This window comes from Salipiger bermudensis (genome assembly GCF_019801965.1).
GTDB lineage: Bacteria > Pseudomonadota > Alphaproteobacteria > Rhodobacterales > Rhodobacteraceae > Salipiger > Salipiger bermudensis_A.
Genome location: NZ_JAHVIA010000001.1, coordinates 405,405 through 419,243 on the forward strand (window position 1 = coordinate 405,405; position 13,839 = coordinate 419,243).

Annotated in this window: 14 protein-coding genes; 5 read left to right on the forward strand and 9 right to left on the reverse strand. The window is 67.9% G+C overall.

Annotated elements, in window-relative coordinates:
* The first annotated feature begins 25 nt into the window (after positions 1–25).
* Positions 26–826 (forward strand): cytochrome c oxidase subunit 3, encoded by an 801-nt coding sequence (locus KUV62_RS01985; protein ID WP_222601997.1) that lies wholly within the window; start codon positions 26–28, stop codon positions 824–826.
* 146 nt (positions 827–972) lie between these two features.
* Here KUV62_RS01985 and KUV62_RS01990 read toward each other — a convergent pair whose 3' ends face one another.
* The 6 genes from KUV62_RS01990 to ubiA form a co-directional block, all read right to left on the reverse strand.
* Positions 973–2,103 (reverse strand): saccharopine dehydrogenase family protein, encoded by a 1,131-nt coding sequence (locus KUV62_RS01990; protein ID WP_222601998.1) that lies wholly within the window; start codon positions 2,101–2,103, stop codon positions 973–975.
* Positions 2,100–3,155: a saccharopine dehydrogenase gene (locus tag KUV62_RS01995; RefSeq protein WP_222601999.1), complete on the reverse strand. Its 1,056-nt coding sequence runs from the start codon at positions 3,153–3,155 to the stop codon at positions 2,100–2,102. Before KUV62_RS01995 ends, KUV62_RS01990 begins: the two co-directional genes overlap by 4 nt.
* Before the next feature lie 62 nt (positions 3,156–3,217).
* Entirely contained in the window at positions 3,218–3,871 is a 654-nt protein-coding gene (locus tag KUV62_RS02000; protein ID WP_222602000.1) for a histidine phosphatase family protein, read from the reverse strand.
* A gap of 283 nt (positions 3,872–4,154) precedes the next feature.
* On the reverse strand, positions 4,155–4,487 hold the full coding sequence (locus tag KUV62_RS02005) for a hypothetical protein (RefSeq protein WP_007797390.1): 333 nt from the start codon (positions 4,485–4,487) through the stop codon (positions 4,155–4,157).
* The gene (locus tag KUV62_RS02010; RefSeq protein ID WP_222602001.1) at positions 4,484–6,397 is read right to left on the reverse strand and encodes an OmpA family protein; all 1,914 of its coding nucleotides are present in this window, start codon (positions 6,395–6,397) and stop codon (positions 4,484–4,486) included. The genes KUV62_RS02005 and KUV62_RS02010 overlap by 4 nt, the downstream gene beginning before the upstream one ends.
* 64 nt (positions 6,398–6,461) lie before the next feature.
* Positions 6,462–7,430, reverse strand: a complete 969-nt coding sequence (gene ubiA, locus KUV62_RS02015) for a 4-hydroxybenzoate octaprenyltransferase (protein WP_222602002.1) — start codon at positions 7,428–7,430, stop codon at positions 6,462–6,464.
* A gap of 12 nt (positions 7,431–7,442) precedes the next feature.
* Here ubiA and KUV62_RS02020 point away from each other — a divergent pair, with 12 nt between their 5' ends.
* The 3 genes from KUV62_RS02020 to KUV62_RS02030 all read left to right on the forward strand — a co-directional run bounded on the left by KUV62_RS02020 (position 7,443) and on the right by KUV62_RS02030 (position 10,124).
* Positions 7,443–8,165 (forward strand): 16S rRNA (uracil(1498)-N(3))-methyltransferase, encoded by a 723-nt coding sequence (locus KUV62_RS02020; RefSeq protein ID WP_222602003.1) that lies wholly within the window; start codon positions 7,443–7,445, stop codon positions 8,163–8,165.
* Positions 8,162–8,686, forward strand: coding sequence for a hypothetical protein (locus tag KUV62_RS02025; RefSeq protein ID WP_222602004.1), 525 nt, complete (start codon positions 8,162–8,164; stop codon positions 8,684–8,686). Before KUV62_RS02020 ends, KUV62_RS02025 begins: the two co-directional genes overlap by 4 nt.
* 67 nt (positions 8,687–8,753) lie before the next feature.
* Positions 8,754–10,124, forward strand: a complete 1,371-nt coding sequence (locus tag KUV62_RS02030; protein ID WP_222602005.1) for a glutamate--cysteine ligase — start codon at positions 8,754–8,756, stop codon at positions 10,122–10,124.
* Between the two features lie 74 nt (positions 10,125–10,198).
* Here KUV62_RS02030 and KUV62_RS02035 read toward each other — a convergent pair whose 3' ends face one another.
* The 3 genes from KUV62_RS02035 to KUV62_RS02045 all read right to left on the reverse strand — a co-directional run bounded on the left by KUV62_RS02035 (position 10,199) and on the right by KUV62_RS02045 (position 12,191).
* The gene (locus tag KUV62_RS02035) at positions 10,199–10,762 is read right to left on the reverse strand and encodes a DUF805 domain-containing protein (protein ID WP_222602006.1); all 564 of its coding nucleotides are present in this window, start codon (positions 10,760–10,762) and stop codon (positions 10,199–10,201) included.
* Positions 10,763–11,348: 586 nt separating this feature from the next.
* The gene (locus KUV62_RS02040; RefSeq protein ID WP_222602007.1) at positions 11,349–11,816 is read right to left on the reverse strand and encodes an ATP-binding protein; all 468 of its coding nucleotides are present in this window, start codon (positions 11,814–11,816) and stop codon (positions 11,349–11,351) included.
* A gap of 24 nt (positions 11,817–11,840) precedes the next feature.
* Entirely contained in the window at positions 11,841–12,191 is a 351-nt protein-coding gene (locus KUV62_RS02045) for an STAS domain-containing protein (RefSeq protein ID WP_410000832.1), read from the reverse strand.
* Positions 12,192–12,489: 298 nt separating this feature from the next.
* On the opposite strand from KUV62_RS02045, the gene KUV62_RS02050 reads away from it, so the two are divergent.
* On the forward strand, positions 12,490–13,662 hold the full coding sequence (locus tag KUV62_RS02050; RefSeq protein WP_222602009.1) for an acetyl-CoA C-acyltransferase: 1,173 nt from the start codon (positions 12,490–12,492) through the stop codon (positions 13,660–13,662).
* The last annotated feature ends 177 nt before the right edge of the window (positions 13,663–13,839 follow it).

A 13,839-nucleotide genomic window follows, 5' to 3' on the forward strand; every position in this document is an offset into this window, starting at 1 on the left:
ACGCCGATCCAACGAGGGAAACGAGATGGCGCACGCTAAGAACCACGACTACCACATTCTGAACCCCTCCGTATGGCCCTTCGTGGCCTCCATTGCGGCCTTCGTCATGCTGTTCGGCGCGGTGCTCTGGATGCACGGCAGCGGCCCCTGGATCTTCCTCGCGGGCTTCGTCGGCGTGCTCTACGTGATGTTCGGCTGGTGGTCCGACGTGATCGCGGAGAGCCGCGTGGGCGACCACACCCCGGTGGTGCAGATCGGCCTGAAATACGGCTTCATCCTCTTCATCATGTCCGAGGTGATGTTCTTCTTTGCCTGGTTCTGGTCGTTCTTCAAACACGCCATGTACCCGATGGGCCCGCTCTCGCCGGCCGTCGATGGCGTCTGGCCGCCCGCCGGCATCGAGACCTTCGATCCCTGGCACCTGCCGCTGATCAACACCATGATCCTGCTCTGCTCGGGCTGCGCCGCGACCTGGGCGCACCACGCGCTGGTGCACGAGAACAACCGCCAGGACATGAAGTGGGGCCTGATCATCGCCATCGTTCTGGGTGTGATCTTCTCCATCTTCCAGGCCTACGAGTACAGCCACGCCGCCTTCGGCTTCTCGGGCAACATCTACGGCGCCAACTTCTTCATGGCGACCGGCTTCCACGGCGCGCACGTGATCATCGGCACGATCTTCCTGTTCGTCTGCCTGCTGCGCCTGATGAAGGGTGATTTCACCCCGACCAAGCATATCGGCTTCGAGGCCGCCGCCTGGTACTGGCACTTCGTCGACGTGGTCTGGCTGTTCCTGTTCTGCGCCGTCTACGTCTGGGGCGGCTGAGCCAGGGCTCTCACGCGAAACGCTTCGGAAAGCGGGCCTTCGGGTCCGCTTTTCTTTTGCCCGCCGGGCAGCCCCCTCCCCCGCGCAACGAAAGAGGCCGGAGCGCTTCCCAGCGCCCCGGCCCTCTCAATGTCATGCTCAGGCGATCAGACCAGATCGACCCGCATCAGCCGCTGCGCCAGCACCTGCACCTCGTCGAGCCAGCGATTCACCAGCTTCGGATCCGAGGGCGCCGCCGAGACACCCGGCGCGATCTCGCGGTTGAGCACCGCCTCGATGGCCAGCGACACCGGCACCGAGACCAGACGGCCCATCGCAAGCCCGCGCTCGTCGCCCCAGGCGTCCATCACCCAGGTCTTGTGCCAGACGGGCTCGCCGTCCTTCTCGGCCTTGAGCGAGACGCAGAGCACCACGCGGTCGGGCTCGCCCTCCTCGTAGGCGTTCTCCTTGAGCAGGTCGTCGGCAAGCTTGGCCAGCTCGGCGTCATCCGCCGTCTCGACCGTCGCGAAGATATCCTTCCACGCATCGGCCCAGCCGTTCAGGCGCAGCGTGCCGCGCACGAAATCCTTCACCTTCCAGCCGTCCTCGAAGCCGTACTCTTCCATGAAGGGGATCGAGTCGCGGTTGGGATAGACCTCGAAGGTCTCGGGCGGATCGAGCGGCGCGTCGTAGCGTCCGAGCGCATCCCAGGGCCGCGACACATTAAGCTCCGAGAATTGCCGGATCGAGCGCGACGGCGAGCGCAGCGCCTTCAGCACGCCGACCGGCGCCCAGGAGAATTTGTAGCGAAAGGCGTTGGCATTCTTCGGGACCCCGCCGCAATAGCTCAGGAAGCTCAGCGCGTTGTCGGGATCGAAGGCATCGGACTCGCGGTAGGCCCGCACCAGGTCATGCGCCATCAGGTGGTCGATCCCCGGATCGAGCCCGACCTCGTTGACCAGCGCCACGCCGGCGGCCTTGGCTTCGTCCTCGAGCGCCCGCATCTCCGGCGAGATATAGCTCGACGAGACGAAATGCGCGCCCTTGGCGATGGCGATCTTGGCCAGCGGCACGTGCCAGTCGGCGGGCAGCATCGAGACCACCACATCGCCCGGCTGAACCGCCGCTTCCACCGCCTCGGGGGCGAAGGCAAGGATGCGGTTGGTCAGGTCGCCCACCGCTTCGCGCGCCTTGGTCTCGGTGCGGTTCCACACCATGACATCGTGGCCGTTCTCGATCAGGCGTCGCAGCCCTGGGACCGCCGAGAGCCCCGTTCCACACCAGTGAATCATGCTCATGCCTCCGGTTTGTGAGTGTTGAAGAAATCTTCCGCCCGGCCCCAGACGCCCGCGTCGAGCGCGTCCAGCTGCTTCAGCCAGGGCAGCAGCTGCCCGGCGAAGTCGTGGCTGCTTTCCAGCGGCAGCAGCGAGGGAAGGTTGTCGATCGCCATGACGTCGAGCGCCGGCGCGTCGTGGACGCGCAGCACCGGGGCCGCCCAGCTGGTCGCCCGGTCATAGACCTTCACGGGCGAGAAATCACTGTCGGGATCGCAGGCGATATCGCCGATCACCGCGAGCTTGCGGGGGTCGGTCGGCGCCGAGGCCGGCACGAAGACCGGCGTGCCCGGGCGCGCGAGGATGCAGTTGAGGAAGAGCGCGTGGTCGAGCACCTCCGGAAACGGCCCGCCGCTCGCGGTCTCGGCCATGTCCCAGCGGGTGACCGAGACGCCCATCTTCTCGCACAGATCGCTCGCCCCGGTGCCGACCCGGCCGAGCGCGCCGATGACGATGGCATTCGGCCGCGCCGCGCCGGTCGCGTCGAGCGCCGCCAGCAGCTCCGCCTCCATCGCCTCGGCATCGCCCCAGGTCGAGACCGGCGCACAAAGCTCCCCGCCCTGCTGCGCCGCCCAGGCATAGAGCGAGACGGCGGCCCCGGCGTAGCCGGCCCAGTAGCCGAAGGCGGCGACGCGCCGGCCGTCGGGCTCGACGAGATACTCGAGATCGTAGAGCGTCCCGCCGCCGGCGGCAAAGCGCTGCAGCAGCACCTGCCCCGACGGCTGGCCCTTGTAGGCATGGCCGAACATGATGTGGCGATGTCTCAGCGGCGTGCCATCCTCGGGCAGCTCCTTGAGCCCGAAGACCAGCGCGTCGGCGGGTGCTTCCGGCCAGCCGCCCTCGGGCGCGATCTCGGCCCCGGCCTCGCGATAGGCCTGCGTCGGGATGATCCGCGTGGCGCTGTCCTCGACGGTGACGCGCATCCCTTGCGCGATCAGCGCCGCCACGCCCTCGGGGGTGATGCCCACCCGTTCCTCGTTCGGGCGCTGTTCGGCGCGCACCCAGAGATGTGTCATGTGTCTGCTCCGTCCGTTTGCGCGCAAACTATCCCAGCGCACCCCGGAGTGAAAGGCGCAGCTCAGAGATGGGTGCGCGCGTAGGCCCGGCCCGGCGCCTCGAGATGCGGCACGGCGTTGAACTGGGTCAGCGCGAGCCCGGTGGCCAGCGGCTGGAAGCGGTGCACCGAGCTGTTCTCGATGGCGAGGCAGGCATGCGCCAGCGCCCCCATCCCGAGCCCCATGGTCACCCGCATCGCCATGCCGATGAGGCCACCGGAGGTCACCACCACCGCGCGCCCCTCGCCGCCGGCGATCTCGTGCAGCGCCTCGCCGACGCGAGTCTCGAAGCTCTCGAAGCTCTCCGGCGCGCCCTCGAGGCCGCCCTCGCGCCAGATGGTGAAGAGCCGAGGCAGGTGCAGGATGAACGCCTCCCGGCTCTCGGGCACCGCCACACCATGCTGAGCGGCGCAAAGCTGTGCCATGGTGAAATACTCAAGCTCGTTGAGCCGTGCATCGGCCAACACCTCGAGCCCCAGCGCCATCTCCTCGGCGGTCTCGCGATGGCGGGTGAGGGTGCCGCTATAGGCGCGGGCGAAGCGCTCGCCGGTGCCGCGCATGTGCTCGCCGAGCCAGCGCGCCTGCTGCCGCCCGAGATCGCTCAGCCTGTCATAGGAGATCTCGTCGCGCGCGGTGGTGTTGGCCTGGCCGTGGCGCACAAGCGTGACATGGGACATCGGACACCTTCCTTTCCCAAGCCTCTTACGAGCCCGCGCCGAAAATGGAAACCCACCCGCCCACGCAGCCCAGGGCAAGCGCACCAATGCCCAGATCTTCTCTACGTCCCAAATACTCAAAACCGCCCCGGCGCCATCGGAGCAAGCCCAAGGCAAAAGCCGCACCAGCCCCAGCAGCGCCCGCCGCCACGTCCCGCCGCAGGCGGGGCGTGGCTCAACCTGCGCCGCGCCAGCGGCCCGATCAGAGACCGGCGGCGATCAGAGACCGGCGGCGATCAGGAAGTCAGGCGGCACCGCCCTTGTTGCGCTCGATCCAGCCGCGCATCTCCTCGGCCTCGTGGCGCGCCTCGCGCAGGCCTTCCATGGCCGCCGAGAGTTCTGCCTCGGTCTGGGCGAGCTGGTTGGTCAGCTCGGCCTCACGCTGCTGCAGGTAGGTGATGGCCTGGTCGCGGGTCTCCTCGGCCTCGTGCAGCTCCTGGCTCATGCGCTCGAGCTGGTCGACATCCGACTGGCTCACCCGCTTGAACCGGTGCACGAGCCAGTTGGCGAACCAGCCCATGCAGAAGGCCACGAAGAGAATGATCGCCGTGGCGATCACGAATTCGGCCCTGTTCATTCACCCGTCCCTTGTTCCGCCTCTGGGGCTTCCGTATCGCCTTCCCCGGCCTCTTCTTCAAGCTCTTCCAGCGCAGTCTTTTCCTCTTCGACCGGTTCCGGGCGGATCAGGCGGAAGGCGATGCGGCGGTTGGCCTCGCGGCCTTCCTCGGTACCGTTGTCGGCGATCGGCTGGGTCTCGCCATAGCCCTTGACCCGGTAGGATGCGGTCAGCACGCGGCGATTGCGCAGCGCGTCGAGCACCGCTTGGGCGCGATCCTGGCTGAGCTGCTCGTTCATCGATTCGCGGCCCTGGCTGTCGGTGTGGCCCTGGATCTCTAGCGGGATGTCGCCGCAGAGCTTCAGGAGCTCGGCGATGTCATCCATCACGTCCTTGGCCGAGGCGTCGAGATTGGCCGAGCCGGGCTCGAAGTTGATCTTGCGGTCGCCGATGATCTCGACGATCTGCGCCTCGCATTCCTCCGGCGTCGGGATGCCGAGCGTCGGATCGAGCTTTTCCTGGTAGGTGACGCTGATCTCGAACTCGCCGGTCTCGCCGAGCTTGTCGGCCAGCAGGCCCGAGATCTCGTCCTCGGCATCCGGGTTGCCGGTGTTGCCCGACAGGCTGACCCGGTCCGCGGTGACGCGGACCACCCCGTTCGACAAGCCGCTCAGAGCCTCGAGCCCGGCCAACACGCGGGGCGACCAGGTCGCAGGCAGGGTCTCGTCGATGCGGGCGGCGGTGTAGACCGAGGCCGAGGTGAAGAGCGCGCGGGCGAGACTGTCGGCGGTCTGGCGGGCGATCTCCGAGCGCACCCGGCCGCGCAGCTGCACCGAGCCCTCGGGGCTCAGCGTCGCGGTGAACTCGCGCGGGCCCTCGTCCTTGGCGTCGGGCGTCTCGGGCAGCACGGCCTTCAGCGCGAAGACCTCCGGCAAGCCGGTCTCGAGCTCGCCCACGACGCGGTCGAAGAGCGCCTGGTCGGTGCCTTCGAGCGCCAGCAGCGCGATGTCGGCGTTGGAGAAGGTGACCGAGCCGCCGCCCAGCTCCTTGATCGCCGAGATCGCCTGGATCGCGGCCTCCGACCAGCGGCGGCTCGGCACCCCGAGCCCGAGCCGACAGGTCTCGTCCTCGGACGCGCCGACACTGCGCGCGGCGGCGAGAATGGCGTCGCGGCTGGCCTCGGTATCGGCCGAGCAGGCATCGAACCGGGCGCCGCCCTCCTCGTCGATCAGGAAACGCAGGGTGAACGGCGTGATCACCGGGCGCGGCGCCGAGAGATCGAGCGCCAGCTCGAGCCCCTCGGGAGCGCGGCGCTCGAGGTTGGAGAGCAGGCGGCGCCGGTCGGTTTCGCTCTCGGTCATCGCCTTGATCGCGACCCCGTCGGCCGAGACCGAGACCTTGGAGCGCGGCAGGTCGCCGAGGTTGCGCAGGGCGTAGCTCAGGGCGGGCTCCCAGCCCGACGGCGCCGGGAAGTCGGCTACTTCAAGCAGGTCGGCCACCTCGCCGTTGCGGCCGGCAATGTCCTCGAAGCGCGACAGCATGTCCTCGCGGTCGGTGCTGGCCGGGATCAGGCCAATCACCGAGATGCCATCGTCGTTGCGCAGGATCTCGACCGAGAAGTCGGGCGGGCGGATGTCCTCGGCCTCGGCGATCAGCATCTGGTCGATGACCCGGGCCGAATCCACCACTGTGCCCGCCGCCGTCACCGCCTGAAAGCGCGCCGCTTCGTCCGGCGCCTCGCCGATCAGGAAGACCTGAAGCCCGTTCACATCGACATCGGCCCAGTCGAGCTCGGCGGTGTCGAGCGCCTCTTCCACGCCATTCCGCGAGCTGTCTTCGACAAGGTGCAGCGCGAAGACGGCGGTGATCACGCAGAGCACGGCCGCGATCAGCAGCGCAGCGGCGGGGATGGCAATCCTGGACAGGCGCATCGGCCTTCCTTCCTTTTGTTCTTGCTCTTGGCAGGGTGATACGCCCCGCCCTTCGAGCGTGCAATCAAGCCAGCAGGGCGACGGCGAAAAACAGCACAGGCACAAGGCCCGCGTCGCGGTTGGAGCGGAACAGCATGAGCAGGCGGTCGTGGTCGTTGACCTCGAGCCGGCGCATCTGCCAGAGCATGTGCCAGCCCATCGCCCAGGGCCCGCCGATCAGGATCACCAGCTGCAGGATCTCGCCGCGCGGCACCGCCGCGACGATGGCGAGCCCCATGAGCGAGACGGTGACCACCAGGAAGCCCGCCAGCCATTTCGGCGTGGCGGCATCACCGAAGAGCCGGGCGGTGGATTTCACCCCGATCAGCGCGTCGTCTTCCTTGTCTTGGTGGGCGTAGATGGTGTCGTAGAACAGCGTCCAGGCCATGCCCGAGAGGTAAAGCAGCACCGCGGGCAGCTCGAGGCGTCCGGAATGCGCGGTCCAAGCCAGCAGCGCGCCCCAGTTGAAGGCGATGCCGAGAAAGACCTGCGGCCACCAGGTGAAACGCTTGGCGAAGGGGTAGATCGCCACCGGCGCCAGCGACAGCACGCCGAGCGCGATGGCCATCGGCGGGAAGGTCACGAGGATGGCGAAGGCCACCAGCGACTGCAGCACTGCCCAGCCCAGCGCCTGTTTGGTGCTGACCTGGCCCGAGGGAATCGGGCGCGAGGCGGTGCGTGCCACCGAGCCGTCGATCTTGCGGTCGGTGATGTCGTTCCAGGTGCAGCCGGCGCCGCGCATCAGGAAGGCGCCGATGGCGCAGCCGACGAAGATCCAGAGGTCGAAGAGCGAGGCCTGCCCGTCATGCACCATCGACAGCAGAAGCCCCCACCAGCAAGGCAGTAGCAGCAGCCATGTGCCGATGGGGCGGTCGGCGCGCGACAGCCGCAGGTAGGGCCTTGTCCAGGCCGGGGCGTAGTGATCCACCCAGTTGCCGCGCACGGCGTCGGAGACCTGTCCGTCTGCCTCTGGCGTTGGTTCCGGTTGGCTCATATGGTGCGCCTCATGACTGCGAAGGTTCGCCTGTTTGTAGAGCACCCGCTGGGCGCGGGACAACCTGTCCCGCTGACACGGGAGCAGGCTCACTATCTTTTTTCCGTGATGCGCATGGCCACGGGCGGAGAGATTCTTCTGTTCAACGGCCGGGATGGCGAGTGGCGGGCCGAGATCGCGCAGGCCGGCAAGAAGGCCGGAGAAGCGGTCTGCGCCGCGCAGACCCGGGCGCAGGTGATGCCGCCGGACCTGTGGCTGCTGTTCGCGCCGATCAAGAAGGCGCGCACCGATTTCATCGTCGAGAAGGCGGTGGAGCTGGGCGTGCGGCGTATCCTGCCGGTGCAGACGCAGTTCACCAATTCCGAGCGCATCCGGCAGGACCGGTTGCAGGCCCACGCGCTCGAGGCAGCGGAACAATGCGGCGCGCTCTACGTGCCCGAGGTGGCCGAGCTGACGCGGCTGGACCGGCTTCTTTCCGAATGGCCGGAGCAGCGAGGGCTGCTGTTCTGCGACGAGGCGGAGGCGGGCAGCCGCTCCTCCGCCCTTGCGGGCGTCCTCGCCCCTGCCGCCGTTCTGATCGGCCCGGAGGGAGGCTTTTCGGATGCCGAGCGCGCGCGGCTGGGCCGCATGGAGCAGACCCGCGTGATCGCCCTTGGGCCGCGCATCCTGCGCGCCGACACGGCGGCGGTGGCGGCGCTGACCCTGTGGCAGGCGCAGAGCGGGGACTGGGCGTGATCCGGCCCGAAGCGAAGGCGGCGCTGTCACAATGGCGCGAGGCGCTGGTGGGGCTCGGCGTGCTGGCGCTGGGTCTCTACTGGGGCTTTTTCACCGGCGGCGGGCTGCTGCACTGGATCGGCTACGCGGTCGCCATCGCCGGGGCCCTCCTGATCATCGCCGGCATCCAGCGCGGGCGCTTCCGCATCGGCAGCGGCGGGCCCGGCATCGTGCACGTGCTGGAGGGTCGCATCACCTATTTCGGCCCATTGTCGGGTGGCGTCGCGGACCTCGATGCGCTGAGCGCGCTGAGCCTCGATCCGACCGGCAAGCCGCCGCACTGGATGCTGCACCAGCCCGGTCAGGAGCCGCTCGCCATTCCGCTCAACGCCGAGGGCGCCGACGCGCTTTTCGATGCCTTTGCCACCCTGCCGGGCCTGCAGACCGAGCGGATGCTGGCGGAAATGCGCCGCGACGGCACGCGCCCGGTGGAGATCTGGCGGAAGGCATCGTGCAAATCCACACACCTCCGTCTGCATTGACAAGCTTGGGCAGACCGCCCATGCCTGACCTTCAAAGCGATACGGCCAGACAATTCGGAGCGCCCTCATGTCCATCCCCCAATCCGGCGGCGGCCCGATCGAGAGCCACGCACAGCTCGCGGAATATCTCGAGGCCGGCTGCAAGCCCGAGAGCGACTGGCGTATCGGTACCGAACACGAGAAATTCGGTTACCTGACCGACACCCACGCGCCCTTGCCCTATGACGGGCCGCGCTCGATCCGCGCCGTGCTGGAAGGGCTGCGCGACCGCTATGGCTGGGACCCGGTCGAGGAGGGCGGCAAGCTCATCGGGCTGACCAAGGACGGCGCCAATGTCTCGCTCGAGCCGGGCGGCGCGCTGGAGCTGTCGGGCGCCCCGCTCGAGACCATCCACCAGACCTGCGACGAGGTGAACGAGCACCTGCGCGAAGTGAAGAGCATCGCCGACGAGATCGGTGTCGGCTTCATCGGGCTCGGCGCCGCGCCGGAATGGATGCATGACGACGTGCCGCTGATGCCCAAGGGGCGCTACAAGCTGATGGATGCCTACATGCATCGCGTCGGCACCAGCGGCACCACCATGATGCGCAGGACCTGCACCGTGCAGGTGAATCTCGATTTCGGCTCCGAGGCCGACATGGTCAAGAAGATGCGCGTGGCGCTGGCGCTGCAGCCGGTCGCCACCGCGCTGTTTGCCAACTCGCCGTTCTTCGAGGGCAAGCCCAACGGCATGAAGAGCTACCGCTCCTGGGTCTGGCGGCACCTCGATGCCGACCGCACCGGCATGCTGCCCTTCGTTTTCGAGGACGGGTTCGGCTTCGATCGCTATGTCGATTACGCGCTCGATGTGCCGATGTATTTCGTCTACCGCGACGGCAAATATATCGACGCGCTCGGCATGTCGTTCCGCGATTTCATGAAAGGACAACTGCCGGCGCTGCCCGGCGAGGTGCCGACGCTATCGGACTGGGCCGATCACCTCACGACGATCTTCCCCGAGGCGCGGCTGAAGAAATTCATCGAGATGCGCGGCGCAGATGGTGGCCCGTGGCGCCGGCTTTGCGCCCTGCCCGCCTTCTGGGTCGGGCTGACCTACGATGCCGGCGCGCTGGATGCGGCCTGGGATCTGGTGAAGGGCTGGGATGCGCCGACGCGGCAGGCGCTGCGCGTTGCCGCCGCCGACGATGCGCTCGCGGCGGAGGTCGAGGGCATCCGGATGCACGATCTCGCGGCCCGCACGCTGGAGATCGCCGAGGCCGGGCTCAAGGCGCGCGCCTGCACCGGCGCCGGCGGCATGCTGCCCGACGAGACGCATTTCCTGAATGCGCTGAAGGAGAGCGTCGAGACCGGCAAGGTGCCGGCAGACGAGCTTCTCGAGCATTACAATGGCGATTGGAACGGCGATCTCAGCCGGATCTATTCGCAGTTCAGCTACTGATCACCCGATCCATGTCGGAGATCCGTGTCTGACAAGGGCGGCCTCGGGGCCGCCCTTCTGCGTTCCGGCCCGGATCAGGACGCGGCGCGGCGCGAGACATTGCGGACGAAATACTCATGCACTTCCTGCTTGCGGCGGGCGACCTCCTCCGGCGAGGGCTGGGCGTCGGTCTGCAGCAGCAGCGCGTAGGAATCGAGCGCGCTGGTCTTCTGGTCGAGGGAGCGCTTTGCGCCGGTTTCGCGGGAGATGTCGCGCGGCTGGCCCCAGGCGTTCTCGCGATCCTGCGAGGGCAACAGCATCAGGATGATGAAGATGATCCCGCCAACCATTGGCACGAAGGTGACCAGCAGCCAGGCGCCGGACTTTCCGCTGTCGTGCAGGCGGCGGATCGCGATGGTGAAATTCGGGATCGCGCAGAGCAGGAAGAGCGGAACGGTCCAGTAGGCGAGCGGATTGAACGGCGGCACGCCGCCCTGCTGCGTCGCCCGCGCGACCGTCATGCCGTCGATCACCGCCGCGAGGATGAAGAGCAGCGTGTAGATCAGGGCCGGCCAGAGATATTCCGAGCGCGTGGCCCGACCGTTCAGGCGGAATGCGTTGAAAATATAGGATTCGAGGGCGGAAATCGGGCCGAACATCACGTGTGCTCCAAGTCAAAAAATCTCATTATCCGAGAGTTTGCCCGGCGAGAGGGCCGAATTGCGGCAGCAAATGGGAAAATTCGCGCTATGCGTGTTTGCGTGACTGTCGCGCGCGTCCCAACCCGCGCGCCGTTGCCGACCGCTGCGCCAAAGCGCAAGCGTTCGGCAAAGCGCTTAAAACATTGCGAATTGGGGGAAGTACCTCGGCGCCACGCACTGGGTGGGGGCTGAAACGGCGCGACGCCGAGGGAAGCCTTTAGCAGCTACCCTGCCGTTGTCGCCCTTCATTCGGGCGGAAATATGATCCGATGATGGAATTGCAGTGGCCCGGCCCGCCATACGCTGGCCGGCGCGCGATGCGGCGCTGCATCTCGGCCGAGCGATCGCTCAGCCGCCGCCGGGCGCGAGCACGACCGGGGGCAAGTTACTGATGAAGTTCGGGGGAAAGACCTCGGCGCCGCGCACTGGGTGGGGGCTGAAACGGCGCGACGCCGAGGGAAGCTCTAAGCAGCTACCCTTTCTGTATCGCGGGGTTTCTGGGCGCCAATGAGATCGGATCAGGGCGGTTTCGTGAAGGGCGGTTTCAATCTTCGGCATCTTGCCGGCTCGCGCCACGAAGCCGCAGCTCGAGGCAATTGGAGCTGCCACAGCGGCGATAGCACACAGTATCGGCAAGCCGTCGGATCAGATGCCAGCCGTAGCCGCCCTCCGCCAGCGCCGCGCGCTCCGGCGCGCTTGCGATTCGCCCGGATGGCGCGTGGCCGCCCGGCATCTCGCAGCCAAAATCGCAGATCCGGAACAGCGCAAGCCCGGCATCCGCCTGGATCTGCAGGTGGATGCGGCCATCCTCCCGGCCGTCATAGGCGTGTTCGACGACGTTGTTCAGCGCCTCGGCGAGCATCAGCTCAGCCTCCTCGCCACGCTCCGGATCGAAACCGATCCGCGCCAAGGCCCGCCTGGAGCGGGACAGGCCCTCGCGCACCTCGGCCGGCTCGGCACGGATCCAGACATCCAGGATGAGGGGCGGCGTCCTGTCCTGCGTGGGTTCCATCGCAGCGCGCCCCGGCCGATCCGCTCAGGGGTGAAAAGCGGCGCGGGCGGACGGCACCGCTTCGTGGATCGTGAAGATCGTGTCCATCCGGGTCATCCGGAACACCTTGTCGACCACCGGGCTTAGCGCCGCGAGCTCGAGCTGCTGGCCGGGATCCAGGCCCTTCATCGCGGCGATGATCGCCCCGAGCCCGCTCGAATCGATGAAGGCGACCCGCTCGAGATCCAGGATCACCCGGCTCACCCGCGGATCGATTAAGGCGCGCACCGCGTCCTTGAACTGGATGGCGACGACCGAATCGATGCGATCCTCCTCCACCCGGATCACCTGCACCGCGCCGGGAAGGTCCGCCCCTGCGGCGCCATCCGCATCCACGGGCCGCTGCGCAGCCGAAAGCCCCGGCTGCTCCGGTCCCAAAGCCGCTGGCGGCAGCCCATCCGACGCAGCAGATCTATCCGGAGACCCCCTGTCCGAAGCCTCCTGCACGGCACCACTTCGCGCATCGCTGCTGTCGCCGGCGCCCTCTTGCCCGGCGCCGTTTTGCCCTGAACCTGCGCTGATCTGCACGACGGTGAGCTGCATCTTCCCGGCCCCGCTACGGTTTTCGCCGCCAAGGCTAGACGGCATTCCTTACCATTCGGTAAGGATGTGCGGGAGAGAGGGAGGACTACGCATGACGGATGTTGTGATCACAGGCGCCGCGCGCAGCGCGATGGGCGGGTTTCAAGGCATGTTTTCGGATCTCGGCGCGGCCGATCTCGGTGGGGCCGCGATCCGTGCGGCGCGCGCCGAGGCCGGCAGCCCCGAGATCGACGAGCTTCTGATGGGCTGCGTCCTGCCCGCCGGCCAGGGCCAGGCGCCGGCGCGCCAGGCGGGGTTCCATGCCGGGCTCGGTGAGGGTGTTCCCGCCACCACGCTCAACAAGATGTGCGGCTCGGGAATGAAGGCGGCGATGTTCGCCTATGACCAGATCGCCCTCGGCCACGCCACCACGATGATTGCCGGTGGCATGGAGAGCATGACCAACGCCCCCTACCTGCTGCCCAAGATGCGCGGCGGAGCCCGCATCGGCCACGGCCAGGTGATCGACCACATGTTCCTCGACGGGCTCGAGGATGCCTATGACAAGGGCCGCCTGATGGGCACCTTTGCCGAGGATTGCGCCGAGGCGTTCCAGTTCACCCGCGAGGCCCAGGACCAGTATGCCATCGCCTCGCTCGACAACGCGCTCGACGCCGAGCGCTCCGGCGCCTTCGAAGCCGAGATCACCCCGGTCAGCGTTCATGCCCGCACCGGCGAGGAGATCATCACCCGCGACGAACAGCCCGGCCGCGCCCGGCCGGAGAAGATCCCGCAGCTCAAGCCCGCCTTCCGCAAGGACGGCACGGTGACCGCGGCCAATTCCTCGTCGATCTCCGATGGCGCCGCCGCCCTCGTCCTGACCACCTCCGCCGGAGCCGAGGCCGCCGGTGCCACGCCCCGCGCCCGCATCCTCGGCCATGCCAGCCACGCGCAGGCGCCAAGCCTCTTCCCCACCGCCCCGATCCCGGCGGCGCAGAAGCTGCTCGACCGGCTCGGCTGGAAGAAGACCGATGTCGATCTCTGGGAGGTGAACGAGGCCTTCGCGGTGGTGCCGATGGCCTTCATGAAGGAGATGGGCCTGCCGCGCGACATCGTCAACGTTCATGGCGGCGCCTGCGCGCTCGGTCACCCGATCGGCGCCAGCGGTGCCCGCATCATCGTCACGCTGCTGAACGCCCTCGAACGCCGCGGCCTCAAGCGCGGCATCGCCGCGATCTGCATCGGCGGCGGCGAAGGCACCGCCATCGCCATCGAGCGCCCCTGACCCCGGAAAGCGCCCGCCCCTTCTCTGGTTTCAAAATACCTCGGGGGTGAATTGGCCCAACGGGCCAAGAGGGGGCAGCGCCCCCCCTTTCCTTCTCAGGGCGCACCTGCGGTGCGACAGGGGGCAGCGCCCCCTCTTTCCTGCTCAGGGCGCACCTTTGGTGCGACAGGGGGGCAG

Coding starts and splice junctions, on each gene's coding strand:
- KUV62_RS02040 (WP_222602007.1), bottom strand. CDS start 11,816: ATGGAACCCACGCAGGACAGGACGCCGCCCCTCATCCTGGATGTCTGG.
- KUV62_RS02010 (WP_222602001.1), bottom strand. CDS start 6,397: ATGCGCCTGTCCAGGATTGCCATCCCCGCCGCTGCGCTGCTGATCGCG.
- KUV62_RS02020 (WP_222602003.1), top strand. CDS start 7,443: ATGACTGCGAAGGTTCGCCTGTTTGTAGAGCACCCGCTGGGCGCGGGA.
- KUV62_RS02005 (WP_007797390.1), bottom strand. CDS start 4,487: ATGAACAGGGCCGAATTCGTGATCGCCACGGCGATCATTCTCTTCGTG.
- KUV62_RS02000 (WP_222602000.1), bottom strand. CDS start 3,871: ATGTCCCATGTCACGCTTGTGCGCCACGGCCAGGCCAACACCACCGCG.
- KUV62_RS02030 (WP_222602005.1), top strand. CDS start 8,754: ATGTCCATCCCCCAATCCGGCGGCGGCCCGATCGAGAGCCACGCACAG.
- KUV62_RS02050 (WP_222602009.1), top strand. CDS start 12,490: ATGACGGATGTTGTGATCACAGGCGCCGCGCGCAGCGCGATGGGCGGG.
- KUV62_RS01995 (WP_222601999.1), bottom strand. CDS start 3,155: ATGACACATCTCTGGGTGCGCGCCGAACAGCGCCCGAACGAGGAACGG.
- KUV62_RS02035 (WP_222602006.1), bottom strand. CDS start 10,762: ATGTTCGGCCCGATTTCCGCCCTCGAATCCTATATTTTCAACGCATTC.
- KUV62_RS01985 (WP_222601997.1), top strand. CDS start 26: ATGGCGCACGCTAAGAACCACGACTACCACATTCTGAACCCCTCCGTA.
- KUV62_RS01990 (WP_222601998.1), bottom strand. CDS start 2,103: ATGAGCATGATTCACTGGTGTGGAACGGGGCTCTCGGCGGTCCCAGGG.
- ubiA (WP_222602002.1), bottom strand. CDS start 7,430: ATGAGCCAACCGGAACCAACGCCAGAGGCAGACGGACAGGTCTCCGAC.